The 26,415-nt window shown below is 56.4% G+C and carries 23 protein-coding genes and 1 pseudogene; 11 read left to right on the forward strand and 13 right to left on the reverse strand.

Features of this window, described 5'->3' with window-relative positions; genetic code table 11:
* The gene (locus TH3_RS06370) at positions 1–1,236 is read right to left on the reverse strand and encodes an NnrS family protein (protein WP_007091444.1); all 1,236 of its coding nucleotides are present in this window, start codon (positions 1,234–1,236) and stop codon (positions 1–3) included.
* Positions 1,237–1,512: 276 nt separating this feature from the next.
* Here TH3_RS06370 and TH3_RS06375 point away from each other — a divergent pair, with 276 nt between their 5' ends.
* Positions 1,513–2,982 (forward strand): leucyl aminopeptidase, encoded by a 1,470-nt coding sequence (locus TH3_RS06375; RefSeq protein ID WP_007091443.1) that lies wholly within the window; start codon positions 1,513–1,515, stop codon positions 2,980–2,982.
* Positions 2,983–3,062: 80 nt separating this feature from the next.
* Here TH3_RS06375 and TH3_RS06380 read toward each other — a convergent pair whose 3' ends face one another.
* Positions 3,063–4,010 carry a hypothetical protein gene (locus TH3_RS06380; protein ID WP_007091442.1) on the reverse strand — a complete coding sequence of 316 codons (948 nt, stop codon included), beginning with the start codon at positions 4,008–4,010 and terminating at the stop codon, positions 3,063–3,065.
* Between the two features lie 114 nt (positions 4,011–4,124).
* Here TH3_RS06380 and TH3_RS06385 point away from each other — a divergent pair, with 114 nt between their 5' ends.
* Positions 4,125–4,580, forward strand: a complete 456-nt coding sequence (locus tag TH3_RS06385) for a DNA polymerase III subunit chi (protein ID WP_007091441.1) — start codon at positions 4,125–4,127, stop codon at positions 4,578–4,580.
* Between the two features lie 16 nt (positions 4,581–4,596).
* On the opposite strand, the gene TH3_RS06390 is transcribed toward TH3_RS06385, so the two are convergent.
* Genes TH3_RS06390 through TH3_RS06400 form a run of 3 tightly spaced genes read right to left on the reverse strand, consistent with a single transcriptional unit; the run spans position 4,597 to position 8,407 of the window.
* Positions 4,597–5,214, reverse strand: a complete 618-nt coding sequence (locus tag TH3_RS06390) for a hypothetical protein (protein WP_007091440.1) — start codon at positions 5,212–5,214, stop codon at positions 4,597–4,599.
* A 30-nt stretch (positions 5,215–5,244) separates the two neighbouring features.
* Positions 5,245–7,548, reverse strand: a complete 2,304-nt coding sequence (locus tag TH3_RS06395) for a protein-arginine deiminase family protein (RefSeq protein WP_007091439.1) — start codon at positions 7,546–7,548, stop codon at positions 5,245–5,247.
* A gap of 7 nt (positions 7,549–7,555) precedes the next feature.
* A complete protein-coding gene (locus tag TH3_RS06400) occupies positions 7,556–8,407 on the reverse strand; it encodes a hypothetical protein (protein ID WP_007091438.1) in 852 nt (283 codons plus the stop codon).
* A gap of 313 nt (positions 8,408–8,720) precedes the next feature.
* On the opposite strand from TH3_RS06400, the pseudogene TH3_RS06405 reads away from it, so the two are divergent.
* From TH3_RS06405 to TH3_RS06415, 3 genes and pseudogenes are all read left to right on the forward strand, one after another.
* Positions 8,721–9,449, forward strand: a pseudogene (locus tag TH3_RS06405) (methionine ABC transporter ATP-binding protein); the annotation flags it as partial.
* A gap of 80 nt (positions 9,450–9,529) precedes the next feature.
* Positions 9,530–10,189: a methionine ABC transporter permease gene (locus TH3_RS06410; protein WP_007091436.1), complete on the forward strand. Its 660-nt coding sequence runs from the start codon at positions 9,530–9,532 to the stop codon at positions 10,187–10,189.
* A 67-nt stretch (positions 10,190–10,256) separates the two neighbouring features.
* Positions 10,257–11,057 carry a MetQ/NlpA family ABC transporter substrate-binding protein gene (locus tag TH3_RS06415; protein WP_007091435.1) on the forward strand — a complete coding sequence of 267 codons (801 nt, stop codon included), beginning with the start codon at positions 10,257–10,259 and terminating at the stop codon, positions 11,055–11,057.
* Between the two features lie 156 nt (positions 11,058–11,213).
* On the opposite strand, the gene TH3_RS06420 is transcribed toward TH3_RS06415, so the two are convergent.
* From TH3_RS06420 to TH3_RS06450, 7 genes are all read right to left on the reverse strand, one after another.
* Entirely contained in the window at positions 11,214–13,988 is a 2,775-nt protein-coding gene (locus tag TH3_RS06420) for a DUF2339 domain-containing protein (RefSeq protein WP_076519560.1), read from the reverse strand.
* A gap of 214 nt (positions 13,989–14,202) precedes the next feature.
* Complete coding sequence (locus tag TH3_RS06425; RefSeq protein WP_139328192.1) at positions 14,203–14,934, reverse strand: DUF899 domain-containing protein; 732 nt, start codon at positions 14,932–14,934, stop codon at positions 14,203–14,205.
* A gap of 150 nt (positions 14,935–15,084) precedes the next feature.
* Positions 15,085–15,780 carry a GNAT family N-acetyltransferase gene (locus TH3_RS06430; RefSeq protein WP_007091432.1) on the reverse strand — a complete coding sequence of 232 codons (696 nt, stop codon included), beginning with the start codon at positions 15,778–15,780 and terminating at the stop codon, positions 15,085–15,087.
* A 5-nt stretch (positions 15,781–15,785) separates the two neighbouring features.
* Positions 15,786–17,435 (reverse strand): MFS transporter, encoded by a 1,650-nt coding sequence (locus tag TH3_RS06435; protein WP_007091431.1) that lies wholly within the window; start codon positions 17,433–17,435, stop codon positions 15,786–15,788.
* Positions 17,436–17,574: 139 nt separating this feature from the next.
* Entirely contained in the window at positions 17,575–18,045 is a 471-nt protein-coding gene (locus tag TH3_RS06440) for an SRPBCC family protein (RefSeq protein WP_007091430.1), read from the reverse strand.
* 6 nt (positions 18,046–18,051) lie between these two features.
* On the reverse strand, positions 18,052–18,417 hold the full coding sequence (locus tag TH3_RS06445; RefSeq protein WP_007091429.1) for an ArsR/SmtB family transcription factor: 366 nt from the start codon (positions 18,415–18,417) through the stop codon (positions 18,052–18,054).
* A gap of 37 nt (positions 18,418–18,454) precedes the next feature.
* Entirely contained in the window at positions 18,455–19,102 is a 648-nt protein-coding gene (locus tag TH3_RS06450) for a LysE family translocator (protein ID WP_007091428.1), read from the reverse strand.
* A 175-nt stretch (positions 19,103–19,277) separates the two neighbouring features.
* Between TH3_RS06450 and TH3_RS06455 the strand changes: the two genes are divergently transcribed.
* From TH3_RS06455 to TH3_RS06480, 6 genes are all read left to right on the forward strand, one after another.
* Entirely contained in the window at positions 19,278–19,916 is a 639-nt protein-coding gene (locus tag TH3_RS06455; RefSeq protein ID WP_040059676.1) for a VOC family protein, read from the forward strand.
* A 114-nt stretch (positions 19,917–20,030) separates the two neighbouring features.
* A complete protein-coding gene (locus TH3_RS06460; RefSeq protein WP_007091426.1) occupies positions 20,031–20,357 on the forward strand; it encodes an ArsR/SmtB family transcription factor in 327 nt (108 codons plus the stop codon).
* A 60-nt stretch (positions 20,358–20,417) separates the two neighbouring features.
* On the forward strand, positions 20,418–21,503 hold the full coding sequence (gene arsB / locus TH3_RS06465) for an ACR3 family arsenite efflux transporter (protein ID WP_007091425.1): 1,086 nt from the start codon (positions 20,418–20,420) through the stop codon (positions 21,501–21,503).
* Positions 21,504–21,512: 9 nt separating this feature from the next.
* Complete coding sequence (locus tag TH3_RS06470; RefSeq protein ID WP_007091424.1) at positions 21,513–21,932, forward strand: arsenate reductase family protein; 420 nt, start codon at positions 21,513–21,515, stop codon at positions 21,930–21,932.
* On the forward strand, positions 21,925–22,638 hold the full coding sequence (gene arsH, locus TH3_RS06475; protein ID WP_007091423.1) for an arsenical resistance protein ArsH: 714 nt from the start codon (positions 21,925–21,927) through the stop codon (positions 22,636–22,638). Before TH3_RS06470 ends, arsH begins: the two co-directional genes overlap by 8 nt.
* Before the next feature lie 266 nt (positions 22,639–22,904).
* Complete coding sequence (locus tag TH3_RS06480) at positions 22,905–25,064, forward strand: autotransporter outer membrane beta-barrel domain-containing protein (protein WP_052268353.1); 2,160 nt, start codon at positions 22,905–22,907, stop codon at positions 25,062–25,064.
* Positions 25,065–25,068: 4 nt separating this feature from the next.
* Here TH3_RS06480 and TH3_RS06485 read toward each other — a convergent pair whose 3' ends face one another.
* The gene (locus TH3_RS06485; RefSeq protein ID WP_007091421.1) at positions 25,069–26,106 is read right to left on the reverse strand and encodes a helix-turn-helix domain-containing protein; all 1,038 of its coding nucleotides are present in this window, start codon (positions 26,104–26,106) and stop codon (positions 25,069–25,071) included.
* Positions 26,107–26,415 lie beyond the last annotated feature (309 nt).

Below are 26,415 nucleotides of genomic sequence, written 5' to 3' on the forward strand. Positions count from 1 at the left end.
TCACTTTACCGGAATGCCGCGCGTTTTCTTCTGGCTTGGCCCGATCAGGATCGGCGCATAGCCAATCAGAAACGCCAGCCACCCGATCAGCCAGCAAAGGGTCGCCGCTGCCAGAACCGGAAGGTAAGCATCCGGGAACTGCCCGACCAGAAGCCGCAGCACGGTCGAAACCCACACCAACCCGAATGCGGCATTCAAGGCCCGGCTTGCGCGCAATTCCCGCCCGGTATGGCCAAGGGCGGCCCGCCCGCCAATCGCGATAATCATACACGCCATCGCCCCGCCGGTAAGCCCGTGCAGGGCATCACGCGCCGCGATCACGTCCGGCCAGATATGGGCGATGCCAAACGCCGCCAATCCGGCAGGCACCCAGAAATAGGCGAAATGCAACATCGCCACCAACGGATCGCGCAGCGTCAGGTGCCCGCGCCAGCGTACCATGCGAAGCCCGTGCAGGATGGCCGTAATCAGCAACGCCGCGCCAAAGATGACGCCATCCGTATCCACCATCCCGATCACGATGGTGATGGCAAGGGCGGCAAGGCACACGCCGTCAAAACGCGTAAACATCACCGGCATCGTGGCATACGGCCGTTCGCGTTGCAGCCAGTTGCGCGTAAAGGCCGGGATGATCCGCCCGCCAATCAGCGCGATCAGAAGCACGATCAGCAAAATTGCACTTTGATAAATCACCATCGCATCAAGCGCGATCAGGCCAAGTGCGCTTGCAATAAACATTCCGTCAAAGGCGGTAATCAGCCCCAGAATACCAAGGATTTTAAGGTTGCGATAATTCCGCCCCAGCACAAGCTCCCGCGCGGCAATCACGATAAGGGCGACGAAATAACCAAGCCCGCCGATGATGGTCAAGGCGGGCGGCAATGCCTCGCCAAAGCCAATCGCGAGCCGCGCGATGAGCCAGCACGCGGCAAGCCCCATCAGCAATCCGCCCGCAACGCCGGGCCGCCCCGTCCAGTTGGCAATCGCGGTTAGCAGGAACCCGCCAATCGCCGCCCCGCCAAAGCCGAAAATCATTTCATGCCCGTGCCAAAGCGACGGCGTGCCAAGCGACGGTGTCGGTACGCCATGCGCCATCCCCGCCACCCACCAGACCACGGCCACCTCCGCAATCAGCCCGGCAAACAGAAACATCGGGCGAAACGCGCCACTCCAGAATGGGTGCGGTGCGGGGGCGGGTTCGGATATCGAGATCGGCGTGGTTTTCGCATTCATCATGGCACCGTCAAACAAGCAGGGGACTAAGTTGGAACAGTTCCATCATAGGCCGCGATTGTGCGCCTGCCTTGACATTGAGCAATCGGCCAAAATCACCGTGGAAACACGTGGGTGGTCGTCATGGGCCTGTCATATCGGTAAAATCCCGCAGGTTTTTGAGCAATAAGCCTTTTCTTCGCCATTTAACGCGCTAGATTAGGGAAAGCATTCAAGCATCGGCGGGATTGCCGGTGCAGACACCACATATGCCCGAAACATGACAGGAGCCTTTTTCTCATGAAGATCACGTTCTCCGATCTCGCCATCCCGACCTCGGGCGCTGTGATCGCCTTTGCCACCGATGGCGGCGATCTGATGCCAAGTGCCGTGGCGCTGGACGAAGCAACCGGCGGCGCACTTGCCAAGGCGATCAAGGGATCGACCTTCAAGGGGAAAGCAGGGCAAAGCCTGCAGCTTCTGGCACCGGCCAATACCGATCTTTCGCGCATCATCGTGTTCGGGATTGGCAAGGAAGCCGAATTTGACGTGATCGCCGCCCAGAAACTTGGCGGCAATGTCACCGTGCGCGCCCTTTCGACCGGCGAGAAGGACGTGACCGTCCTGTTTGACATGGAAGGCATGGCCTGTGATTTCGCCACCGGTGCGATGCTGCGCGATTATCGTTTCGATAAATACCGCACCACCGAAACCAAGGAAGATAAACCGGTCCTGAAATCCATTGCGATTGCCGCGCGCGATCACAAGGACGCCAAAAAACAGTTCGACAGTGCCAAAAAGGTTATCGAAGGTGTGTTCTTCACCCGCGATCTGGTGTCTGAGCCTGCCAATGTGCTGTATCCCGAAAGCTTCATGAAAGAAGTCAGCGCGCTTGAAAAACTCGGTATCGAGATCGACGTGCTTGACGAAAAGGAAATGAAAAAGCTTGGCATGGGCGCACTTCTGGGCGTCTCGCAAGGTTCGGCGCACAAGCCCTATATGGTTGTCATGCGCTGGAACGGTGGCAAGAAAAAAGACGCACCGGTCGCGTTTGTTGGCAAGGGTGTGACCTTTGATACCGGCGGTATTTCGATCAAACCGGCTGCTGGCATGGAAGACATGAAATTCGATATGGGCGGGGCTGGTGTGGTTTCTGGCCTGATGAAGGCACTGGCCGGGCGTAAGGCCAAGGCCAACGTGATCGGCGTCATCGGCCTTGTTGAAAACATGCCATCAAGCACGGCTCAGCGTCCGGGCGATGTTGTGACCTCCATGTCGGGCCAGACCATCGAAGTCATCAATACCGACGCCGAAGGCCGCCTTGTCCTGTGTGATGCCCTGACCTATGTGCAGGAAAAATACGATCCGAAACTGATCGTCGATCTGGCGACGCTTACCGGCGCGATCATCATTGCGCTGGGCCATGAAAATGCCGGGCTGTTTTCCAACAATGATGAATTGTCCACCCAGATCACCAATGCCGGTCTTGCGGTCAATGAAACCGTCTGGCGCCTGCCACTGTCGAAGGCCTATGACAGCCAGCTTAAATCCGACATCGCCGATATGAAAAACGTTGGCGGCCGTCCGGCTGGCTCCATCACGGCGGCACAGTTCCTGCAACGCTTCATCACCAACGATCGCCCGTGGGCGCATCTTGATATCGCTGCCATGGCCTGGGCGACGAAGGATAGCGAAGTCACGCCAAAGGGCGGCACTGGCTTTGGCGTGCGTCTGCTGGATCGCTTTGTGGCCGATAATCACGAAGCCTGATTAAAGATCAAACGCATATCGCAAACAAAAATGCACCAAGGCCGGGGAATTTCTCCGGCCTTGGTTTTAGAAAATACCTTTTACTTCACGCCGATCTGATCAATGGCTTTATTCCAGTCGTCATCATCCTGAAGGTCTTGGCGATCATTATTATGGCCCGAAACCCAGACGTCAAAGTTCTGGCTTCCGGCATTGGGATTCTGACATCTGGCGCGTGCTGCGATCCAGGGATTCACGCCCAATGTGTTCATGATCGTCTCATATGCCTCAACGTCGTAATATTTGTCATAGATGACATTGACGCAACTTGAATACCCGTCGGGCGCGGGGGCTGTGTTTCGTGACAAAACGTATCCTTGACCATATTGTGTACGGTCCCGGAAATAGAAGGTTTGCTGATAAATGCTCTCCTGACTTTGGGAAAGCGATGTCGTGTTATAGAAGGCTTCGGCGGCTGGTGTTGCCGTTATACTCAATGTGACGGATTGATTGCCAGCATCCGGGTTGTTCGGGGAAATCTTGCCAAAGGCATCTGCGGCCGCCTGATTGAGAAGTTGCAGGCCGACCCCTTGGCCCGGCGGGTTGGCACAGGCCAGCTGCAAGACCATGGAACCGATATTCTGGCTGCCGGGTGTCGGTTGCCATTCGGTGGCATACAGTCCGACATTTGCACCATTTGCCGTGCAAACATAGCGCTGCATTGTCGGGTTTTTGTGCCCGCGGGAACTGATGTACTGCCCGATTTGCTTGCTGCTTTCCTTGATTTCCTGCCCCTGATAAAGCGGGTAGTAATCGCCGTACCGCCATAGATCAAGGGGATCGGTAATGCGTTTGCACAACGAGGCAACAATTTGACTGTCATTGGCGGTGTGCACCTTGTAGCCAACATTGACACCCTTGACCTGGGTCTCCTTGCTTTCGCGTTGCTCGGCTTGCAGGGTGCAGGCGATCTGGGCATTTGCCGCTTGGGGCAAGCCCAAAGCAGCAATCGCAGTGCTAAGATAGATTAAAACAAGACCAGACTTCATAACCGTTTTAACTCCATGCTGTAACGTCAGTCTGTTTGACGATGACAAGCTTATTTCGTGATGGGTTAGGAGGACTGACTTGCCCGGTCTGACGGATCAGGGTAGAAATCGACCATGGCTGACATCTGGTTCTATCATCTGACCGCGTCCCCGCTGGAACGTGCATTGCCGACCCTGCTGTCCAAGACATTGGAGCGGGAAAAACGTGCTATTGTCATGACCGGAACCGAAGAGAGGATCGAAGCGCTCAATACCCTGCTTTGGACCTATGACGCCGCAAGCTGGATGCCCCATGGTTCGAAATCCGATGGTGACCCGGAAATGCAGCCGGTCTGGCTGACATCCGAGGATGAAAATCCCAACGGGGCGCAATTTTTGTTTCTGACCGACCGGGCGATAAGCGAGAAGATCGCCGATTATGAACGGGTCATCATGCTGTTTGATGACCGCGATCATGAGGCGGTGGCCGAGGCGCGCACCCGCTGGAAAGACTGGAAAGATGCCGGGCACAAGCTGTCTTACTGGCAGCAGACCCCGCAAGGGTCGTGGGAAAAGAAGGCCGAAAGCTGAGTGCTTTTGGCAACGCTTAGGGCGTGCCGGACCCCGACGTCACATCCTCAAACAGGATTTCCACCAGCGCCTTGGTGACGTCATTCTGGCTTAGTTTTCCGGCGGCCATTTCATTGATTGCCGGGAAACTGTCCGCTGAAAGAGCAAACAGCTTTGTCTGGATTTCAGATGCCCGCACCGGCCAGTCCGGATCGATTTGCGCCAGACCCAGCAACATCGCACGTGCCATCTGATCGGCATCACCACTTTTGATCGCGTCCTGAACCTGCGGGATTTGTTTGGCCTCGGACACGGCAACGTCAAGCGTCGCCAGAAGATCGGCCAATGCCTTTGCCTGAATCTGAATATCGGTCACCGGGTAATTCTGTTCGATGTCGCGCAACGGGGCGACGGCGGCCGATGTGCCGTAGCTCGACAGATAGGCAATCGCCCCGCCCAACTGCCAGCTTTCCCACTTTTTCCACGAGCCGGCTTTAAGGTCATCGATCATCGGCGTGGCGATGGTGCCGCCATATTGCCGGAAAATCTGGTCAATCGCCTGTGGGGCCGGGCGGCCGGTCACGCGGGTTGCTTCCTGCGTTGCAAGGGCGGCGATATCTTTCAGGGCCTGTTGATAGTCGCTTTGTGCCGTCATCGGAAAGCTCCCGTTTCATATGTCACGATATCACGCATCAACCGCTGTCCACCAGTTGGCATAGCGCACATTGCCAAACGCCGCCTGACCGTCATAGGGCGTGCGCAATTCGTTGGTGCCGCAGTGAATTTCGCCAAGTGCAACGTGATAGTCATCCCAGTCATCAATGAAGTCGCAGGTGGGGCCATTGACAATGGCAGCGATTTTCTGGGTCAAATCACGTTCAAAAAGATCATATCCGTGATTGGGATTTGTATTGTCCTCGATCCACGGGCCGAAAGGCTTGGGAATCATCAGGCGGTCATTACCAACAAACATATTGGGCATGTCACCGGTCAAGGCACCGCACTGGAAGCCGCCCTGTTTGCCCGGATAGACGTTAAAGCCGTTGTCCCGCCCGATTGTCCAGCCTGAAACCTTGTCGGCAAAGGTGAAATCACCAGGATTATAGCCTTCCGGGAAGAAGATGACCGGAATCTTGATGATATCGGTATCGACCAGATCGAATGCATTTTTCAGGAGCGTGACATTTCTGGCGATAACTGTTTCAACCCCGCCAATGTTCCAGTCGCGCAGTTGCTTGTATGTGTAATTGCTGTGATCGCGTGGATTGGTCAAGGGTGCCGGGCCGTTGCCCAGAAAGGCATTGATGGTCGCGCCAACATTGGTCCCGTTGATTTGCAGGCTGGTATAATCAAAACGATTATGAACACCATCCCATGCCGCACGATTAAGCACATTTGCGGCACCATGTGCACCTTGGGCGGCCGTCATCAGTCGGTATGCCTCTGCCGGGCTTGCCACCAGAAGCTTCCATTTTTTGAAGGCATTTCCCGGATTGTTGTCGGGTACAAAGGTCATCATTTCATCGACATGACCAACCAGTAGCCAGTCCGTATCAAGAATGATCGGTGTTTGCATGTTCTGGGCGGCCATGAAGTCGCGGCTGCTGGCATCGACCCTGTGATACCGGTTATGGCCGTAATAAATCCGGCCGTATCGATATGGTGTGACGATGCCATTCGCCGTTTTCTGAACCGGTGGGGTTACGGCAATATTTCCACCCGAATTGGCCGAGGCAATGGCATCTGCGCTTCCCGCTGCCGGATAGGAAATGCCGACATTTGCATTCAGCAATGTCTCATACACCCAGTTTTGCAGGGGCCGCCAGCGGTGGGCCTTCATGAAAACATCCTTGTTTTCAACACCTGTTCCGTTACCGGGCCATGAACAGTGACCCGATACAATGGTGTCGCGCATCCAGCGGTCATCCCCGGCGGGAACGGTGCCCCCGCGATAGTTTGCCCATGCATTGCCGTTCAGATAAGGAACACCTGTTGGGGTTGCTGCGGCGGGATCGCCTACCGTGACCGGGATAACCGGATTGTCTGCACCGGCTGCCGCGCCAAGATCAACGCGAAACTGTGCATTGTTTGCGTTGGCGACATACATGCGGGCAACTGTTTGCAAATGGTGATTGCCGACCCACCGTGCTGCGACAACCCGGTCTGCATAAAGATAGCTTGGATTGCCTGCTCCTGTGACCTCGGGCTGGATCACATGCAAAACGATGCGGACTTGACCAGAGGTAAACCCGGTGCCGGCAAACCGGACGGCTTCAAGGGCAAAGAGTTTGGAAGCGCCGACATTGCCGGTTGTAATTGCTGCGATGTCCGTCGTTTCGGGACCAATGATTTCGGTGCTGTTATTCAGAATACCGTTGAATATCCGCAAATGTTGCCGGGCCGGGTTTTCACCCCCAGCCCCGATAACGCGCAGTTCCAAACCCCAACCGCCCGGTACAACTGGGGCACCTGCATTCGGGCCAAGTGCATTTCGCCGGATTTCAAGGCGGGAGGTGCCGGTCACCAGATCATTGTTCCCGTTTACCCGCTGATCCTGATTGTCGGCATAGCCGACAGCGGTGTTATTGCCATCGCGGTTGCAGTTAACCGGAATGATCGCACCAACACCCCCTACGCCATATGTGATGGCGGGTGGTGTCACCTGATTAAGGATACCGGCATCATCCAGATTGCCGTCACGATTGCGGTCCGTGTGAAGCGTATACCAGACAACATCAAGATTTTTGGCATTGGTGGCATCACCATTCACGACAATACCCGGCTCGTCCACTGGGACGAACCCGGTTCCGCTAACCTTCAGCCGCCACGTACCATCCGCAATATCAAAAACATGCGAAACCGTGACATTTGGTGTCACAACCAGATCCTGTGTCTTTTGCGGATGGGCATCGCTGGTGAGCGAGATGCGTACCGAGTTGAACGGATAAACTCCGGCGGGGGCATTAAGCTGGACGGTGTAATTTGCCATGACGTCCTCAGCGGCTGGTAGGGGCGGGTGATGGGCTGGTATTCATCGCATCGGCCATCAGAAGCCGTGCCTGAAGCGCGTTGTTCAGAATGGCAATCCGGTCATCGATGGTGCCAAGCCCGGCATCCTTCAGGATTGCACTGGCCCATGGCTGGCTGGTGATGTCCGGGCCACCTGCGAATTGTACGGTGGCGTAATCGGTAATCCCGTCCGGCGTTTTAACGCCAAGCCTGATCGCGGCATCCCCGGCGGCCTTGCTGGCAATCGCCAGGCTGTCGGCGTCATATCGGGCAACCGCATCGGGAATGGTGATCTGCAAATAACCGGGAAGCGATGCGATGACATCGTCAAGCGATGGTACCGGTGACGGGGTGGGGGATGGTGTTGGCGTCGGTGACGGTGTCGGCGTTGGTGTGGGTTGCGGTTTCGGGCCACAGGGCGAAGCTGGCAGGGCGGCAACGCTGCTGGCCTCTGCCGCCATCAGTTTCGCCACCTCGTCGGCAAAGCGTTTCTCGGCCTGAAGGCGGCTGGCAGCACTCGCATCGAATTTCTGTTTGCTCATGATGCTCAGCGTCTTGAGCCGTTCGGCATCCTGTGCGCCAAACGCCGCCAGAAGATTGCCGACCTGCGGGCCGGCATCGGCAATGCGTTGCGACAATGCCTTGGCGTCCTTGCCGCTATCTGCTGCAATCACGGCATCGCCATCACGTGCAAGGTTCTGATCATTGCTGATCTGCGCATTCAGGCTTTCAAGCTGCTTGGCGGTGCGAATGTCGATCCTGGTGCCGGTAATGGTCACACTGGTCGGGTATTGCGCCAGTGTTCGGGCAAGGTCGCTGATCCTGTCGGCATAGGCCATTTATCCGGTCCCGCTTTGGTGAAGACGTCCTATGACGCCGACAGGCGGCTTTTGTGATGGGCGGGATTAATACAAATATTTCATGTTGATCATGCCTGTCTCATGCAAGCCATGCGTAAATTGCATGTTGATGGGGATTGATGAATGACGTCCGGTTCGCTATACATGTCATATCGAACGCGCCGATTTGCTCCTCAGCTTGCGGGCGCGCTAAAAATGCGGCTAAAGCGAGAGGGCGTGCACGCTCCGACATGTACGACCGCCTCGGTTTCGCCGCGGCGGTTTTTTTTATGTTCGGAAAAGGTTGGGATCCATGATCAGGCTCTCGAACGTCCAGAAGACCTACCCCGCACGGCGCGGAAGCCCGGCGCATACCGCGCTTCATGGCATCGATCTTGATATCGCGGCCGGTGAAATCGTGGGGGTTATCGGTCGGTCCGGTGCGGGCAAATCCACGCTTATTCGTTGCATCAACCTGCTTGAAGTCCCGACATCAGGCAGCGTCATTGTCGATGGCACCGATGTCACGCAACTGGCGAAACGCGATCTGCCGCTGTTTCGCCGTCAGCTCGGTATGGTGTTCCAGCATTTCAATCTGCTGTCGTCACGCACGGTTTACGACAATATCGCCCTGCCGCTTGAACTGGCCGGGGCCAGCAAGGCCGACATTGCCGCGGCGGTTGATCCGTTGCTGCCGCTGGTCGGGCTTGAAGACAAGCGCGACCGTTATCCCGCCGAACTTTCCGGCGGCCAGAAACAGCGTGTCGGCATTGCGCGCGCGCTGTCAAGCAATCCCAAGGTCGTTCTGTGTGACGAGGTCACATCCGCCCTTGACCCGGAAACCACCCGCCAGATCCTCAGCCTCCTGCGTGACATCAATAAACGCCTTGGCCTGACCATGGTGGTGATCACCCATGAAATGGCGGTGGTCAAACAGCTTTGCGACCGCGTGGCGGTCATGGATGGCGGCGTGATTGTCGAGGAAGGCAAGGTTGACGCGATTTTCGCCAATCCGACCCACGCCACGACGCAATCGCTTCTGGCCGATGAATTCCTTGATTACCCGGCGCGGCCGGCTGCGACCGCGACTGTCGATACAACCACCGGGCAGGAGGCTTAATCATGTTTGCAACACTTGCACCGATCCTGCTTCAGGCAACGCTTGAAACCTTTGCGATGGTGATATCCGCCCTTGCACTTGGCACCGCGTTCGGTCTGCCGCTTGGCGTTTTGCTGGCGACGTCTGGCCGGGGTGAACTGTTCGAAGCCCCGCTGTTTCAGAAATCCATCGGGCCGATTGTCAATGCCACCCGATCCGTACCCTTCATCATTCTGGCCGTCGCGATCATTCCGTTTACCCGCCTGATTGTCGGTACATCGATTGGTACGTCGGCTGCCATCGTGCCACTGACCGTTGCGGCCATTCCGTTCATTGCCCGTATCATCGAAGGCGCGATCCGCGAAGTCGATGGCGGCCTTGTCGAAGCCGCCCAGGCGATGGGCGCCCGCCCGTTCCAAGTGGTGACCAAGGTGCTGTTGCCCGAAGCATTACCGGGCATCATTCACGGCCTGACCTTAACCGCGGTCACCCTGATCGGGTATTCGGCGATGGTTGGCGCAGTGGGTGCCGGTGGCCTTGGCGATCTTGGCATTCGCTATGGTTATCAGCGTTTCCGCCCCGATGTGATGGCGGCGGTTGTCATCACCCTGATTGTGGTGGTGCAGATGGTGCAAAGCCTTGGCGACTGGATGGCGCGCAAGGCGGACAAGCGCAATATCTGAACCCGTTTTCGTTTCTTTATCTTCTTTGAATTCCCGCAAAACACCACAGTAAACAAGGAGTTTTACCATGCGGTTTCTGCTTAAACTGACGGCTGCTGCCGTTCTGACCGCCGCCCTGACCGGGCAGGCACTGGCGAACGAGAAAATCAAGATCGGCGTTACCCCCGGTGCGCACGAAGAAGTCATGGAAGAAGTCGTCAAAGTGGCGGCGACCAAGGGCCTTGATATCGAAATCGTCAGCTTCTCGGACTATGTCATTCCCAACCAGGCGCTTGATGATGGCGACCTTCAGGCCAACAGTTTCCAGCACAAGCCCTATCTTGATAACCAGATCAAGGATCGCGGTTATGATCTTTCGGTGGTCGGCTATAACATCCTGACCCCGATGGGCATCTATTCGGACAAGATCAAGGATCTGAGCGAGCTTAAAGACGGTGCCGAAGTCGGGATTCCGAACGACCCGACCAATGGCGGTCGTGCGCTTCTGGTGCTGCAGTCCGAAGGCCTGATCAAGGTTGATCCGGCGGTTGGCCTTGTCGTCAGCCCGCTTGATGTCATCGAAAACCCGAAAAACATCAAATTCGTCGAACTTGATGCGGCACAGCTTCCCCGTTCGCTGGCTGATCTCGATGCCTCGGCGATCAACACCAACTACGCGCTTGAAGCCGGTCTGAACCCGATCAAGGATTCAATCGCGATTGAAGGCAATGACAGCCCGTACGCCAACGTGATTGTCACCCGCACCCAGGACAAAGACGCGCCGTGGGTCAAAACGCTGGTTGAATCCTATCACGATGATGCAATCCGTGAATTCATCGAAACCAAATATGAAGGCTCGGTCCTGCCGGTTTTCAAAATTTCTGAATAATCCCCGCGATTATTCATAAAAAATTGCGCCCGCGCTCGGATCAAAGCGCGGGCGCTTTTGTTATGTGCAGGCATATGCACGATTTAACGCGTTTCAACCATATCGCTGATCGTCTACGACACCCGGTTTCTGATCTTCTCAGACATAAAAACCGGTTTAGTCCTGATTTCCTTTTGGTGGCTCTGGCGGCGCATTTTCAGCGATTTCCCCGTTCTCATGATCGTTTTCGGGGCTGGGGCCGTTTTGGCGTGCCAAAAGGCGCTGATAGAACAGCCCGATACAGATCAGAACGACGCCAAGCCCGATAAAGGACAGCGCCCGCCAGATACCTTCAAGGCCCGACATATCAAACAGGAACGCCTTGGCAACCGCCATAAAGACAAAGGCCGCCGATGCCATGCGGACATGCAGCGATCCACGCCACAACCCATAGGCCAAAAGCGCAATCCCAAAGCCCAGCCACGCCGCGGAATAGCTGTAAAGTTCCGGCGATGTCCAGGGCTGATACATGCCGATATAACCGCCGTGGAAGAAATGGCGGATTTCAAAGGTGATCCAGCAAAAAGCCAGCAGGATCGACAGAACCCCCGCCGTCCGGCGATAGCTTTCCGGTTTGCCCCCCGAAAGCCGGGTCGCCAGAAGGCCGGTCAGGATCGCGGGCAGCAGATAGGCCGAAAGCAGCAGGTTAAAGAACAGGCCATTGCCGACAAACTCGCCACTCATCAACGGGTTGAGCAACAGCAGGTTCAGCATGCCGAGCATGAAGAACCCGGCAAAACCAAGCCCCAGAATGCACCGGGACATCACCGGGCTTGCCAGCGACCGGTCAAGCCGCTGCAAACCGATTGCCGCCGAAAGCGCCAGAAGGGATTGAAGGCTCCATTCCATCAGGGTATCGGGCACGGTATGGAAAATACCCTGATTGGTGGCGTGATGCAGGATCACCGCACCGGTCGCAAGGCTTGTGAAAATCGCAAGTCCTTCGAAAACAAGACGATGGCGCACATCACCCGATTGGCGAAGCATCCAGACGCAGGCCCAGAATGCCATCGCCGGACCGCCATAGCCCCACAGCAATGCATTGAAAACCGGTGCGGTGCCAAGCTGATCAGCGGGAACAATGGTCGGCTGCCAGAAGATCGTCACAAGAACCAGACCGGCAATGCCAATCGCCGTCTTGGCAAGCCCCGGCAGGGGCCAGCGCCCGCCAACCCAAACGGTCGCAACCGCAAGGGCGGCAAGCCCCAGCGGCAGCCAGCCATCCCCCAGCAGGATGAACATCGCGGTGGCAATCATGCCGATGGTGCCCACCGTATAGGTGGCAAGCGCCCCATCCCGGCCATGTGCGGTGGCGGGCATTCTGCGGTCGATGATGCTTAAGGCACCAAGGAACCCTGCCGCCAGCGCAAGGGCAAAACCGCCAAAGAACATATCGACATCAAGAATATCACTACGCCAGAGCGCAATCAGGAACAGCCCGATCGGGCCCGACACCCCGGCAACCGCCATAAACAGGCGGGCGGTGGAAAATACCGCCCCGGCAAAGCCACCAAGACCAAGAATCAGGCCAAGCCCAAGCCCGGTCAGAAGGAAGGATTGCGTATCGGGCAGGACGGAAAATTTATCAATCGCATCGGTGATAATCGGCTGATCATACAGCAGCGGATCGATGGAAAGACGGATATCCCAACCCAGATAACCAATCAGTGCCAATACTGGCGCACCAAGTGCAACCGGCCCCAGAACCGGGAACAGGGCCGCCGTCGCCAGCAGCAGGGCCAACATGATCATCAGGGTCGCGGTGCCGGTCGCATCAAACCCGCTATGATGAAGCAGATAAATCACAAGCCAGCCATTCCCGGCGACCATAAGCGACGATTTCCAGTCTATGCGTTCGGGAATCCGGGCGGGATCGCGGGGGTAAATGCCAATGGCATAGGTCGCAATCGCGGCCAGCAGAATGGCAATATCATAAACCGCAAGCGACGCCCCCATATCGGACGGGGCGGCAAAGGCCAGAAGATGGCCCCAGACAAAACCCGCAATCGCGGTTGTCATGGCAAACCAGTGCCAGCCACGCAATCGCGCAATGCCATAGCTGCCCGCCGTGATGATCAAACCATAAAAGGCCAGAACCCAGGGGGCGGGTTCACCCGACTGCACCATAAACGGCACGATGTAACTGGCCAGAAGCCCTGTCGATGCCACCAATGGCCCCTGCAAAAGCGAAAGTGCGAGCGTACCCAGCGCCACAAGCGCCATCAGGACAAAGGCCATCGCCGGGCCGATCATGCCATAAAGCATATGGGCCGAAAAAACCGTGGCAAAGGCCGTTGTTGTCCCCGCAAGGGTCAGAATGCCCGGAATATAACCGGCATTATTGCCGGTCTTGGCTGCAAGCAGGGCGGGCTGACGGCGAAGATATTCGCCACTGCCAAACAGGGCCGCGGCAAACAGGGCCGCAAGCAGAATGCGCACCAGCGGGCTGAGTAGACCGGCCTCAATGGAATAATGCACAAGGAAAATGCCGCCAAACACCAGCGCGATGCCGCCAATCCACACCGCCCAGCGCGTGCCGATCTTTTCTTCAAAGCCGATGGCGCGTTTGGGGGCTGCTTGCGGCACGGTGCGTTGTGGTCTTGGCGCGACCGCCGCAGGTTTTGCTGGGTGGGCGGGTGTGTCGGTCTTGGCCGGTTTTGCCTGATCAGCAGGATCAGCCGCGTCGGCTTTTGCCGTTTTATCCGGTTGGGCCGCAGCAGGTGTGACCGAAGGAGCCGGAGGCACCGACAGACCGGCTTTCAAAAGCCCGATCTGTTGTTCCAGCATTTGCAGTTTCTGTTTGAAACCGCGTATCCGGAAAAAAGCGATGATGCCCATGATCGCGCCGACCAATATGGTCAGGCTGAAGACACCTGTGAAAAACAGCTCCATGTAATCCTCTTTTTCGCATTGCTCGTGCGGGGGCGGATTTTTATCCGCGATTATTTCCGCCATCATAGCGCGAAAAAGCGAATTGTCTTGTCTTTACAGGAGTGTATGGGATTGCGCCAGGTTTGGCCGCGGCAGAGGGATATTCATGGGTATTGCCCCGCAACACCGACAAGGGGGAGGCAATACCCGTAAGGCAAATGTCAGAGCAGCCTGATCAGTGACAGCAGGAATGCACGGGTTGGTATTCCTCGTACTGATCATGCAGCTTGACCCAGTCCATCACCCCGTCCTCGTTACGGCCAAAGGGCGTCATGTCAAGGAAGGCGTGCGCCCCGATCAGGGCATCACCGGCGCGCGCATAACTGGAATAGGTGTGGAAAATCTCGCCGCTGTCGGGATCGCGGACAAAGACGCTTTCGCCGTGAAGGTCTTCCATCTTGCCGGTATAGGGCGCGTAGTTATAGGTCGCGGTGCCGGTCTTGACGTCATCAGGGCGAAACGACGCATCGAAATCGTAATTGAAATCCGATCCTGCCGAAGAAAACCAGGGGAAGTTCCAGCCCATCCGTTTCTTGAAATCCTGAAATTCCGCAAGCGGGGCCCGCGAAACGACCGCGAGTGTCACGTCATGATGTTTGAGATGCAGGTTGGCACCGTCAAAATGATCGGCAAGGAACGAACAGCCCACACAGCCCTCTTTCCAGCCGGGGCCAAACATGAAGTGATAGACAATAAGCTGGTTGCGGCCATCAAACAGATCGGCGAGCGATTTTTCACCGTCCGGCGTGTCAAAGACATAATCCTTGTCCACCCGCACCCATGGCAGGGAACGGCGTTCCTCGCACAGGCGGTCATAGGCACGCATATGTTCCTTTTCCCTTGCAAGATGCGCCTTGCGGGCATCAAGCCATTCCGCGCGAGAGACGATTTCGGGGCGTTTCATCATATTCTCCTTGTTGATCGGTTGGCGCGCTGATCAAAAGGCAATGCAAATACGTGTCGTCCGGGAAATGGGCGGGCAATTCAAGCAGCATCAGGCACCGATCAGGGGGCAAGGCCGTTTTACCGGCAATATGTCCGCCCAATCGGATCTGACTTACATTCCCTCGCAGGCCTGTTTTTGCATCTCAGCGGCAGTGCCGGTTTTGTGATTGCAGTTGGCATAGGCAAAGTTGTCGGTACGGCGTGACGCATCGGGTGTACCATGGTCCCATAGATTGCGTTTAAGCGACCAGTCGACCTTTGCGGTGCCGCATTCGGTGGTCCATTCGGTGGTAAATTCGGGGGAATTTTCCGACCCATGGCGTTCTGCCACGACTTCGGCCCCGAACCAGTCAGCCAGACGGGCAATGCGTTTATTGTCGCTGGCCGTAACGCCCATGATCGACGCAAGATCAAGCTCGCGGAAACCAAAGGCGATCATCATCGTGCTGGCCTCGATGGCGGCGCGGTAACGCCCCCAATGGGTCGGTGACAGCTCGATCCCGAAAATCGCGCTATCCACCGGCAGGTCCTTGCCTCGCAGGCCGACACAGCCAAGCAGATCGCCCGACGATTTATCAAAAATCCCGACCTGAAAATTGCGCCGCGGCTGTTCTTCCTGCCATGCAAGGAACCGGTCAAACAGCGCATTGCTGCTGGCGCGCGTGCTGTCGTTATCAGCATTACCGTAAAGGGCGCGATACCGTTCATCCATCTGATAGGCGACAAACGCCGCCCGATCCGAGGGCGTGAAATCGCGCAGGATGAAACGCTTGCTTTCAAGTCTTGGGGGGAGTTCCGGACTTCGCATTGTGATTACTCCACATTTCCGGTGGCGCAGGCCGCCTGTTTGATGGCCGGGTCGTAAGGGGTATCGCCATTTACCCCATCGGTCCCATCATCGTTATTTGTGTCACAATGTACATCGCGCAACGCGAACAGGGTGCCAATCGCCGATAAAACCATCAAAATTGTGCAGATAATCGAAATAACCTGTAAACCGTCCGTAAAGGCCGCGCGCGCCAGTGGCAAAATATCCGATGATATTGCCGCAGGCAGATCATGCAGCGCATTGACCGCCCCGCCAAGGGTGCTGCGGATGGCGTCTGCGGCCTCGTTCCCGATCCCGGTCGGTACGGCTTCGATCATGACATCGCGATAGATCGCGGTGCCGACACTGCCCAGAATGGCAATGCCAAGCGCCCCGCCAAGCTCCGCACTTGTTTCCGACATCGCGGCGGCCGATCCAGCCCGATCAGACGGGGCCGATGCCACCACCATATCCGTACAGATCATCGCAACCGGCGTAATGCCAAGCGAGAAGATCGTCGCACCGGCCACAAGAACATAAAGGCTGACGACGCTGCCCGGCCATGACAGCATGCCAAAGCCAGCCGCGGTCAGGATCAGGGCACCGGTCATCACCTGTCCCGGTTTGAACCGGCCCATAAGGACCGGCGCCCCCATCGAGCCGACAATACCGGCGACAGTTGCGGGCAACATCGAAAGCCCGGCCTGGATCGGGGTAAGGCCGATGACCAGTTGCAGGGCCTGGGACAGGAACAGGAAATAAGCCATCCCGGCAAAGATCACCGCGGTCTGAATGACGATGGGAAGTGCGATGGTCTTCTGTTTGAGCAGATCAAGATCCAGCAGCGGATCGGCAAGCTTGCGCTGACGGCGGATGAAAACCCATGCGCCAAGCAGGCCAAAGACAAGGGCAGAAAGGGCATCACTGCCAAAGCCATAGGCAGCAATGACCTTGACCCCGTAAATGATTGCCAGCACCGAGCCAAGCGAAAGCGCGGCACTGAACAGGTCAAGCCGGCCAAAGCTTTTGGCCTTGTGTTCGGGAAGCAGGATCGGAGCGACAATCAGCAAAAGCCCCATCACCGGCACATTGAGCAGGAAAACAGCGCCCCACCAGAAATAGCTGAGAACAAGCCCGCCCAGAAGCGGCCCGGCAGCCGTGCCGACCATAAAGGTCGTCATCCATGCGGCAATGGCAAAGGACCGTTCCTTGTCATTGTGAAACATCGACCGGATCAGCGACAGGGTAGAGGGCATAAGCGTCGCCCCGGCAATGCCCAGAACCCCACGGGCAAAAATCAGCATTTCGGGCGTATCGGAAAAGGCCGCAAGCACGGAGGCCGCGCCAAAGCAGCCACCGCCGATCATCAGCAATTTGCGCCGACCGATCCGGTCACCCAGTGTCCCCATGGTGATCAGCGACCCGGCAATGAAAAAGCCATAGATATCAACAATCCACAGCAACTGGTCACTCGTCGGGTTAAGGCTTGCGGTCAGGGCCGGTACGGCAAGATGCAGAACCGTCATATCCATCGCGATCAGAAGGCACGGCAGGGTCAGCACCAGAAGGCCGATCCATTCGCGGCGGGTGGCCTTGTTGTCGGTCTGGGCGGTATCGTCGGTTGGTGACGCGACGGGGGTGTTCGGGGCGCTCATGTCTTGTGTTTCCAGTATTTCTTATGGTGGCGCAGGCCGCAATGGATTGGGGCATCGCGGAATTTATTCTGCGCTCGTTATTCGGGGCGATGTTGGGACCTTAACCGTGGTTGAGGTCAAGACTGCAATCGGGGCAAATTCATGCCGAGGTGCAACCCGAAGTACAACAGACTTCGAGCTTGTCGAGGGCGCTGCTCCATCCTTCCTGATGTCCATCACGCGCAGCCTCGTCAAAGAACTGCGTGTGATGGAGGGTTAATATGGTCGCCGCCCCGCGATCCTCGGCCACAAAGGTCAGGGTCACATGCGATTTGCGTTCGGGCATTGTGATCCATTGCCAGGAAAAGGACAGCTTTGCATCGGTTTCAACCGCATCATAGGTGCCGCTGACATCGTGGATTTCACCATCGGGCCCCGGTTCCTTGAAACGGATGCGAAAGGTGCCGCCGATTTTTGCATCGATGCTGGCATCAATCATCTCGCAACCTTCTGGTCCCCACCATCTGGCGAGTTTCTCGGGCTGGGTCCATGCGGCGTAAACCTTTGCCGGTGGGGCGGCAATCCGGCGCCGGATCATCAGGCTCGGCTTGTCTGGTATTGTATCGGGCATCAGTCCCTAATCCTGCTTCTTTTCGGTTTTGGTGGCGTCGTCGTCTTCTTGTTCAAGGAAGGCGGCAAGCTGATCGAGTTTATGCGACCAGAAGCGCTGATAGCGGGCCAGCCATTCCATGGCGTGCTCCATCGGTTCGGCATTCAGGCGCACATTGACCGTGCGCCCGGTCTTCTGCCGCGCAATCAGCCCGGCATCGGACAGAACATCCAGATGTTTCATCACTGCAGGCAGCGAAACGTGAAACGGTCGCGCCAGTTCACTGACCGACAGGTTTTCTTCCGTCTCCAGCCGGGCGAGAAGCGCACGGCGGGTTGGATCGGCAAGGGCGGCAAAGATGTCGTTCAGTTCGGCTTCTTGATACTTAACCATGAAGTTAAGTATTGATCAGGCCACACCGCCCTGTCAATCAAAAGTTGATCCCGGTTGTCACCATCCCCTGCCACGCGGTCAGAAGGGCAACACCGATAAACAGCAAACCCGCCGTCCGCCCGATGAAAATCGTTGCCACCGGATTGCCGGTAATCAGGTTGCGGCTGGTCCCGGCCGCAAGGGCAATCGCGCCATAAACCGCAAGCTGAACCGCAGCGGTCATGATCCCCATGATCAGCGCCTGCGACCAAAGCGGCCCGTAATGCGGGCGGATGAATTGCGGATAGACCGCAAAAATGAACAGATAGGCCTTGGGATTAAGCATGCAGGTGATCATGCCCTGGCGAAACGCGATCCAAAGCGACGCGGTTCTGGCCGCCCGGATGCGTTCCACCGTGATGGCGCTGCGCAAAAGCGTAATGCCGATCCAGACCATATAGGCCGCCCCGGCAAACAGCATGACATTCAAAAGCCATGGCGCGATGGCGAGAAGCGCGCTGATGCCGATGGCACCCAGCAACGTGTGATACACCCCGCCCAGCATGATCCCGGCAGTGGCCGACAACCCGGCGCGTTTGCCCCCGGTCAGGGAATTGGCAATCACGAAAAACATATCCATGCCGGGCACAATGATGATGCCCGACAGCAGAACAAAGAACAGCCAGAGATTTTCAGCATGTGTCATGGGGCGCTCGTAATTTATCCACCGAACGGCTTGATCGGCAGGGACAAACTAGCAGGGCGTTCCTGACAGGCTCATGTCAGGATGGTGGAGGATTCTGTGTTCGATGTTGCATTTACTTTTCGTGTCAGATTGGATCAAATGCATGCATTGGGTGGCATTGGAGTTTTCCCCAAGCATGCTGAAACTTGACCATATTACTGTTATTGCGCCGACGCTGGCCGACGGTGTGGCGCATGTTCGGGCGTGTCTTGATCTTGATGTACCGTTCGGGACGCGTCATGGCTATATGGGCACGCATAATCACCGGCTTCAGCTTGGCAACAATGTCTATCTTGAAATCGTGGCGCTGGACCCGGACGGTATTACGCCGGGCAGGGCGCGTTGGTTTGGATTGGATAATCAGGACAAGATCAGATCGGATTGGGAAGAAGGCCGTCGTCTGCGGGGCTGGGTTGCCGCGACAAAATCCATTGATACCGTTGTTTCAGCCCATGGCGCGGTTTTTGGCGAAAAGGTGCTTTTGCCGACAGCGGAGCCGACTTTTGCCTTTGCCATTCCTGCTGATGGCTCGTTACCGCTGGATGGTGCTGCACCATCGATCATTGATCATCGGGGTGACCCGACATCAATGGCGGAAATCCCCGATTTGGGCGTGCGCCTTGTTTCGATGAGGGTGGAGCATCCTGACCCAGCGTTCGTCAAGGCACTCTATCGCGAACTTTCCATTGATCGTCCACCTGCGATCATTCAGGGGGCCGGCGTCCGTTATCGGGCGCAGATCAAGACACCGACAGGACTGAAAGAGCTGACTTGAGCCAGTTTTGAAACTGCGCCAGTTCGGGGTGGGGGGGCAGGTCACGGAAACCTGATCGTGATTTGCGCATATTTTCCATTGCACTTGTCTTTATAATTCGATATTTCATGAATTATGGAAAAGATAGATACCTTAAATGCATTGTCGGCGCTGGCGCATGATGTTCGGCTTGATATTTTCCGGCTGCTGATCAAGGCGGAACCGGAAGGCATGATTGCCGGGGATATTGCCGCAGCACTTGATATTCGCGCCAATACGCTTTCGAACAATCTGAACATCCTGTCGACCGCCGGATTGGTTCGGTCGGTGCGCGAAGGGCGGGCGATCCGCTATTTTGCCGAGATCGGCACGATGCGCGATCTTCTGGTGTTTCTGATGGAAGATTGTTGTGGCGGGCGGGAGGATATCTGTCTGCCGATGTTGAACAAAACCTGCCGATAATCACAGCGACCACAGCGACCACAGCGACCACAGCGCCCACAGCGATCACAGGGAATTCCGATGACAGAGAATAATCGCGCAAACAATGGTGCCGATTGCAGTGCCGATAGTGGCAAACTTGGCGTGTTCGAACGGTTTCTGACCCTTTGGGTCGGGCTTGCCATGATTGGCGGGGTTGTGATCGGCGTGGTTGCCCCGGGGCTTGTCGATGCGATTGCCGCAAGCGAGGTGGCGTCGATCAATCTTGTGGTCGCCGTCCTGATCTGGGCGATGGTCTATCCGATGATGGTCGGGGTTGATTTCGCCGCCGTGGCCGGGGTGGCCCGCCAGCCCAAGGGGCTTCTGGTGACGCTGGTGGTCAACTGGCTGATCAAGCCGTTCACCATGGCGTTTCTGGCGGTGGTGTTTTTCGAACATGTTTTTGCCCCCTGGATCGCACCAGCTGACGCCGCGCAATATATCGCCGGTCTGATCCTTCTGGGGGCGGCACCGTGCACGGCGATGGTGTTTGTCTGGTCGCAACTGACGCGGGGTGATGCGACCTACACGCTGGTACAGGTATCGGTCAATGATCTGATCATGGTCGTGGCATTTGCGCCGATTGTCGCATTGTTGCTCGGCGTGACCGACATTGCCGTCCCTTGGGAAACACTGGTTCTGGCAACCGTGCTTTATGTGGTTCTGCCGCTTCTGGCCGGGTTGCTAACGCGCCGGATCCTGGGATCAAAGGACGCAATCGAAAGATTTTCCGCCCGGGTCAAGCCATGGTCGATCCTTGGCCTGATTGCGACGGTCGCCATTCTGTTCGGGCTTCAGGGCGATGTGATCCTGCGACAGCCCTTGGTGATTGTCCTGATTGCGGTGCCGATCCTGATTCAAAGCTACGGGATTTTCGCGCTGGCCTATGGGGCGGCGTTCCTGCTGCGTATTCCGCATCGGATGGCTGCCCCCTGCGCGATGATCGGGACATCAAACTTTTTCGAACTGGCGGTTGCGGTGGCGATCAGTCTGTTTGGCCTGAATTCCGGGGCGGCATTGGCAACCGTGGTGGGTGTTCTGGTCGAGGTGCCGGTGATGCTGTCGCTGGTGGCTTTTGCCAACCGGACACGCGCCCATTTCCCCGAAGCACAAAACAAGGTTTCATAAGGTTCTGCCATGATCGTTGTCCACCACAATCCGGATTGCGGCACATCGCGCAATGTCCTCAATATCATCGAGAAATCCGGCGATCCCTATCAGGTGATCGAATATCTGAAAGAAGGCTGGACCCGACCGCAGCTTATCGCTCTTTTTGCCGCTGCCGACCTGACGCCGCGCACGGCATTGCGCACGACCAGATCACCCGCCGCAGAATTGGGCTTGCTTGATGACGCGATATCGGACGATGCCCTGATCGCGGCGATGCTGGCACACCCGGTTCTGGTCAACCGGCCGATTGTGGCATCGCCCAAAGGGGTTCGGTTGTGTCGCCCATCCGAAACGGTACTTGATCTGCTCGATCACCTGCCGGCCGGGCCGCTTTACAAGGAAGACGGCGAAATGATTTTAAACGAGAAAGGAGCGCGCGTTGGCTGATACCCCCAATATTCAGGACGAACAGTTCGCACCGATCCCGGCTGCGGCATTGTTCCCCAAGGCACACAGTACCCATGCGCCGCGCATATTGGTGCTTTATGGCTCGCTTCGTGAACGCAGCTTTTCGCGTTTCGCCGCCGAGGAAGCCGCGCGCATCCTGACCCGGTTTGGTGCAGAGGTCCGGATATTCAACCCCGCAGGCCTGCCCCTGGTCGACGAAACCGGTGCCGATCATCCCAAAGTGGCGGAGCTTCGCGATCTGGTAAGCTGGTGCGAGGGGATGGTGTGGTCCTCGCCCGAGCGGCATGGGGCGATGACCGGCCTTATGAAAAGCCAGATCGACTGGATACCGCTTTCGCTTGGCGCGGTGCGCCCGACGCAGGGCAAGACATTGGCCGTGATGCAGGTGTGCGGCGGCAGCCAAAGCTTTAACACGGTCAATCAGTTGCGCATTCTGGGGCGCTGGATGCGGTTATTGACCATTCCCAATCAGTCATCGGTTGCCAAGGCATGGAACGAGTTTGATGAGGCGGGGCGCATGAAGCCGTCCCCCTATTACGACCGGATTGTCGATGTGATGGAAGAACTGGTGAAGTTCACGCTGTTAACCCGCGATGTTCGCGATCACCTTGTCGATCGGTATTCCGAACGGGTGGAAAGCCACGCGGCCCTTTCGGCCAGGGTCAATCAGCCCACCGCAACCTGAACAGAACAAAGGCCGCCCTGTCATAATCGGGCGGCCTTTCGTTTTTCTGGATCAGGGCAGGTGAAATCGCGACGAAGCCTGAGAATAAAGCTTTGTCTTTAAATGCGTTGCTCACCGAATTATTGGCGCATCAATGTCCAGCCAAAGTCAGGACTGGTTTCGGATCAAAGCATGTCGTTCTGTACGCTCGTAACAATAATTTGGGATGCTCAGTCAAAACAAAAATCTTAGGCGTGTTATTCTCTCCGGCATCATTGGGGGGATAAATGGCTAAGGGATTCAGATTGTTACGTCGACGGGTAGTTCCCTTGGCGTTTGTTGGTGCAGCATTATCGGGTCATGCGGCGCAGGCCGCAGATTTTACCGTTTCTGGCGGTGTCACCGATACGGTTGCCAAAACCCTGAGCGTCGGGGAAACCGGATTGATCGAGCAGGGCGGGGTTCTCAATGTTACGACGCCGGCGAATAGCGCCGCCATCACTGTTAGCGCAGACGGCGTGCGTGTGACCAATAACGGCACGATCACGACGGTGGGTGGCGGGCGCGTGGGCATATTTGGTGATGGGGGGGCTAGAAATGCGCAGTTTGTTAATAACGGTACAATTCGGACAGACGCAGCGAGCGGTTACGGAATGGCCAGTTTCGGGCCGGGTTCTAAATTTTTCAACAATGGCACGCTTACGACAGGCGGTGCGAATGCCCATGCCATAAATGGCACCGGAACCAATTCGACACTTGTCAATAACGGCACGCTTACGACAAGCGGAGATGGTTCGTACGGTCTAAACAGCGCCAACGCCAATTCGACACTCGTTAATAGCGGTACGATTACGACAAGCGGAACAGATTCCTATGGCATCGGAAGCACCAATAGCGGTTCGACACTTTCCAATAGCGGTACGATTACGACAAGCGGAGTTCGTTCCCGTGGCATGTACGCTGACGGGAATGGCGTAACAGCTGTCAATAGCGGTACGATTACCACAAGCGGCAGCGATGGCGAGGGCATGCGGAGCGACGGAAATAATTCGACACTTGTCAATAGCGGTGCGATTACCAGCACGAATGCCGACGGAATACGATCATCCGGTAGCGGCAGCATCCTTACGGTCAGTGACGGCGGGACCGTTACCGTATTGGGTGCAGGACGGGCCGGGATCAGATCCACTGGGGCCAACGGGACGATCAATGTCAGCGGGACGGTGATCGCAACCGGGGCGGCGACCGAGGCGATTGTAGGGTCGGGCAACCAGACCCTGAACATCAAGCCAGGTGCGACGATTGTCGGGACGATTAATCTTGGTGCAGGCACCAATGCGGTCAATATCGATACATCGGCCGGGGCGCGGTCATCGACCCTGAGCATCAGCAATGCCGGTACGGTGAATACATCGGCTGGTGGTGACGGGCTTGTCCTGCAAAGCGGATCGACGGTGGTGATCGCAGATCCGACAGGTCTTGCTGCCAACCGGGCGGCGCTGGGAACGACGGCAGCCGGCATTCATCAGGCGGTCAGCCAGCAACTGGCACGATCAAACAAACCGCAATCGGTTGTGGTCGCGGCCAGCGAACTTGAACCGGGTATGTTATATGCGCCGCAGATGCCCTTTGTCTGGGGACATGTTTTTGGTGGGTACAAAAAACGCGGCGATGACGGGGCGAATTTGGGCTATCGCAGCCGGGTTGGTGGCGTGATCGGCGGATATGAAAAGCCGATTGATGACCACAGTATCGGTGTGTTTGGCGGGGCGTCCGTTGCAGGGATGAAAACCGACGAGGCATCGGTCGAAAGTGACAGCAACGGCTTTTTTGTCGGCGGATATGGTGAATATGTTGTCGGCGACTGGGCTATCGACGGGGCGTTGTTCGTCGGCTATCAACGCCATCAGGATAAACGTCTTGTGGTCGATAACCTGACCGGCGAGGAAACCGCACAATCAGATTACAACAGTGTCTATATCAGTCCGTCACTGGCGGTGGTCCGGTCGATTGACATCGGCGGCGGGATTGAATTGCGGCCATCGGCCGAGGTTAATTACACCTATGGCTATTACGGTGAATATACCGAAACCGGCACGACATCATCCAATCTTCGGGTTAAGGGGCATGGTGTGGATGTGATCAACGGGCGTTTGCAATTGGCAGCCCGTCAGGTGCTTGTAGATGGCCGGGGCGAGATGGAACTGCGCGGCGGGATGAAATACAGCTATTTCGGGCGTGACAGCGTTGATGTCGGGCTCGGCAACGGTCCGGTTTTACGCTATCAGGGAACCGGTGATACGTCCTCGTACGGGGGATATGTCGGGGGCAATATGCGCTATGACGTGGACCGGCGGATGACGGTTGTCGCAGACATGGAACTGGGGCTTGCAACTGGCGACGAACGCACTGCTTCAGGCTATCTGGGGCTGGAATACCGATTCTAAAGCGTTACAGCCGCCGCACCCAGTTTGGCAACCCTGCGGCGTAGCCGGTTGACGTTGTGGCTTTGCCGTTATGATGCAATCGGGCGTTTACGGCATCGGCACGGATCTGACTTGGTGTTGAATGGAATTTGGCGCGGAATGCGCGGCTAAAATGGGACTCACTGTTAAAACCGCATTCAAAGGCAATGCTGCCAATGTTCTTGTGGCTGTAACGCTGTTGCGACAGCAATTGAAAGCTCCGCTGCAAACGGCGATCCCAAAGATAATTTGCCACCCCGCCATGCGGGGCAAAAATGCGATAGATATGTGTTCTTGACATTCGAAAGGTCAGGGCAAGGCTTGCTGGCGTGATGTTTTCGGAAAGGTTGGCATCAATATAGCGGTAGATGACCTTTGCAAGGGCAACTGATGTTGGCGCGTCAATTTCCTCGGGAAGCTGGCCTTCGCACAGCAAGCATCCTTGCATCAGGCCGAGAGTTCCTTGCACGGCACTAACAGCTTGTTGAGTTGTCATGTCAGGAATGTTCTTCCAAAGGTTCAGAAAACCGGTGGCCATGAAGCGAACCATCGGGTTGTCCTTGGAAAGCTTCAGTCCATGCAGTGGCGCGAGCATATCCGAGATATCTGGTCGCAATTCCCGTGGCAGAACAAGCGTAAGGTTTTCAAAATCACCCGTGATCATGTCGTGGGGGTAAGAAAGATCGATGATAAGCATGTCGCCCGCGACAATGCGTTCATTGTCTTTGGTAAGGCCGCCGCCCTGCAGAAAAAGCTGAACCAGAATGTGGTCCATATCATCATCGATCACTCGGCGGGGATGCCGTAAAAACTGCTGGGCTTGTGATCTGGTGACACCAAAAACCGTTTCCTGAAGGTCGTAAACATCGATCTGTGCAAAAAAATTCGTGAGATGACATTCATGATCGGACATCATTAAATCAAAAAAGATACCGATATTTTCCTGCCATGCGTCAAAGCGGTGACGCGGATCGATATCATTGGTGTCAAAGTTTGATACGGGAACCGGTTTCAGTTTTGTCAATCCGGGGACTCTTTCGCATTAATGGCAGAACGATAAATTGGTACAATTAATCGCCCGCACTTTTGCGCCCGGACTAAATCAATGATTGATGTGATTGTTGCTTTTTCTGCATTGTGGATATATTTTTTGCAAGTTCTTATGGTTTGACAATAGCTTGCTGTGTCATCCTTTCCGGACGGTTTCGGTCGCTGGTTATTGGCATTGGGAATTGGTTTTGACGCATCAGGCGCAAGGATTTGACCAAATCGCCTGAAGGGTTTGGTTAACCGGCAACATTCGCGATCACCTTGTTGATCGGTATTCCGAACA

Origin of the sequence: Thalassospira xiamenensis M-5 = DSM 17429 (genome assembly GCF_000300235.2) — a bacterium.
Lineage (GTDB): Bacteria > Pseudomonadota > Alphaproteobacteria > Rhodospirillales > Thalassospiraceae > Thalassospira > Thalassospira xiamenensis.

Bases quoted from the DNA above. Each gene is read 5' to 3' on its own strand.
- TH3_RS06370 (WP_007091444.1), bottom strand. From the start codon at position 1,236: ATGATGAATGCGAAAACCACGCCGATCTCGATATCCGAACCCGCCCCC.
- TH3_RS06375 (WP_007091443.1), top strand. From the start codon at position 1,513: ATGAAGATCACGTTCTCCGATCTCGCCATCCCGACCTCGGGCGCTGTG.
- TH3_RS06380 (WP_007091442.1), bottom strand. From the start codon at position 4,010: ATGAAGTCTGGTCTTGTTTTAATCTATCTTAGCACTGCGATTGCTGCT.
- TH3_RS06385 (WP_007091441.1), top strand. From the start codon at position 4,125: ATGGCTGACATCTGGTTCTATCATCTGACCGCGTCCCCGCTGGAACGT.
- TH3_RS06390 (WP_007091440.1), bottom strand. From the start codon at position 5,214: ATGACGGCACAAAGCGACTATCAACAGGCCCTGAAAGATATCGCCGCC.
- TH3_RS06395 (WP_007091439.1), bottom strand. From the start codon at position 7,548: ATGGCAAATTACACCGTCCAGCTTAATGCCCCCGCCGGAGTTTATCCG.
- TH3_RS06400 (WP_007091438.1), bottom strand. From the start codon at position 8,407: ATGGCCTATGCCGACAGGATCAGCGACCTTGCCCGAACACTGGCGCAA.
- TH3_RS06410 (WP_007091436.1), top strand. From the start codon at position 9,530: ATGTTTGCAACACTTGCACCGATCCTGCTTCAGGCAACGCTTGAAACC.
- TH3_RS06415 (WP_007091435.1), top strand. From the start codon at position 10,257: ATGCGGTTTCTGCTTAAACTGACGGCTGCTGCCGTTCTGACCGCCGCC.
- TH3_RS06420 (WP_076519560.1), bottom strand. From the start codon at position 13,988: ATGGAGCTGTTTTTCACAGGTGTCTTCAGCCTGACCATATTGGTCGGC.
- TH3_RS06425 (WP_139328192.1), bottom strand. From the start codon at position 14,934: ATGATGAAACGCCCCGAAATCGTCTCTCGCGCGGAATGGCTTGATGCC.
- TH3_RS06430 (WP_007091432.1), bottom strand. From the start codon at position 15,780: ATGCGAAGTCCGGAACTCCCCCCAAGACTTGAAAGCAAGCGTTTCATC.
- TH3_RS06435 (WP_007091431.1), bottom strand. From the start codon at position 17,435: ATGAGCGCCCCGAACACCCCCGTCGCGTCACCAACCGACGATACCGCC.
- TH3_RS06440 (WP_007091430.1), bottom strand. From the start codon at position 18,045: ATGCCCGATACAATACCAGACAAGCCGAGCCTGATGATCCGGCGCCGG.
- TH3_RS06445 (WP_007091429.1), bottom strand. From the start codon at position 18,417: ATGGTTAAGTATCAAGAAGCCGAACTGAACGACATCTTTGCCGCCCTT.
- TH3_RS06450 (WP_007091428.1), bottom strand. From the start codon at position 19,102: ATGACACATGCTGAAAATCTCTGGCTGTTCTTTGTTCTGCTGTCGGGC.
- TH3_RS06455 (WP_040059676.1), top strand. From the start codon at position 19,278: ATGCTGAAACTTGACCATATTACTGTTATTGCGCCGACGCTGGCCGAC.
- TH3_RS06460 (WP_007091426.1), top strand. From the start codon at position 20,031: ATGGAAAAGATAGATACCTTAAATGCATTGTCGGCGCTGGCGCATGAT.
- arsB (WP_007091425.1), top strand. From the start codon at position 20,418: ATGACAGAGAATAATCGCGCAAACAATGGTGCCGATTGCAGTGCCGAT.
- TH3_RS06470 (WP_007091424.1), top strand. From the start codon at position 21,513: ATGATCGTTGTCCACCACAATCCGGATTGCGGCACATCGCGCAATGTC.
- TH3_RS06480 (WP_052268353.1), top strand. From the start codon at position 22,905: ATGGCTAAGGGATTCAGATTGTTACGTCGACGGGTAGTTCCCTTGGCG.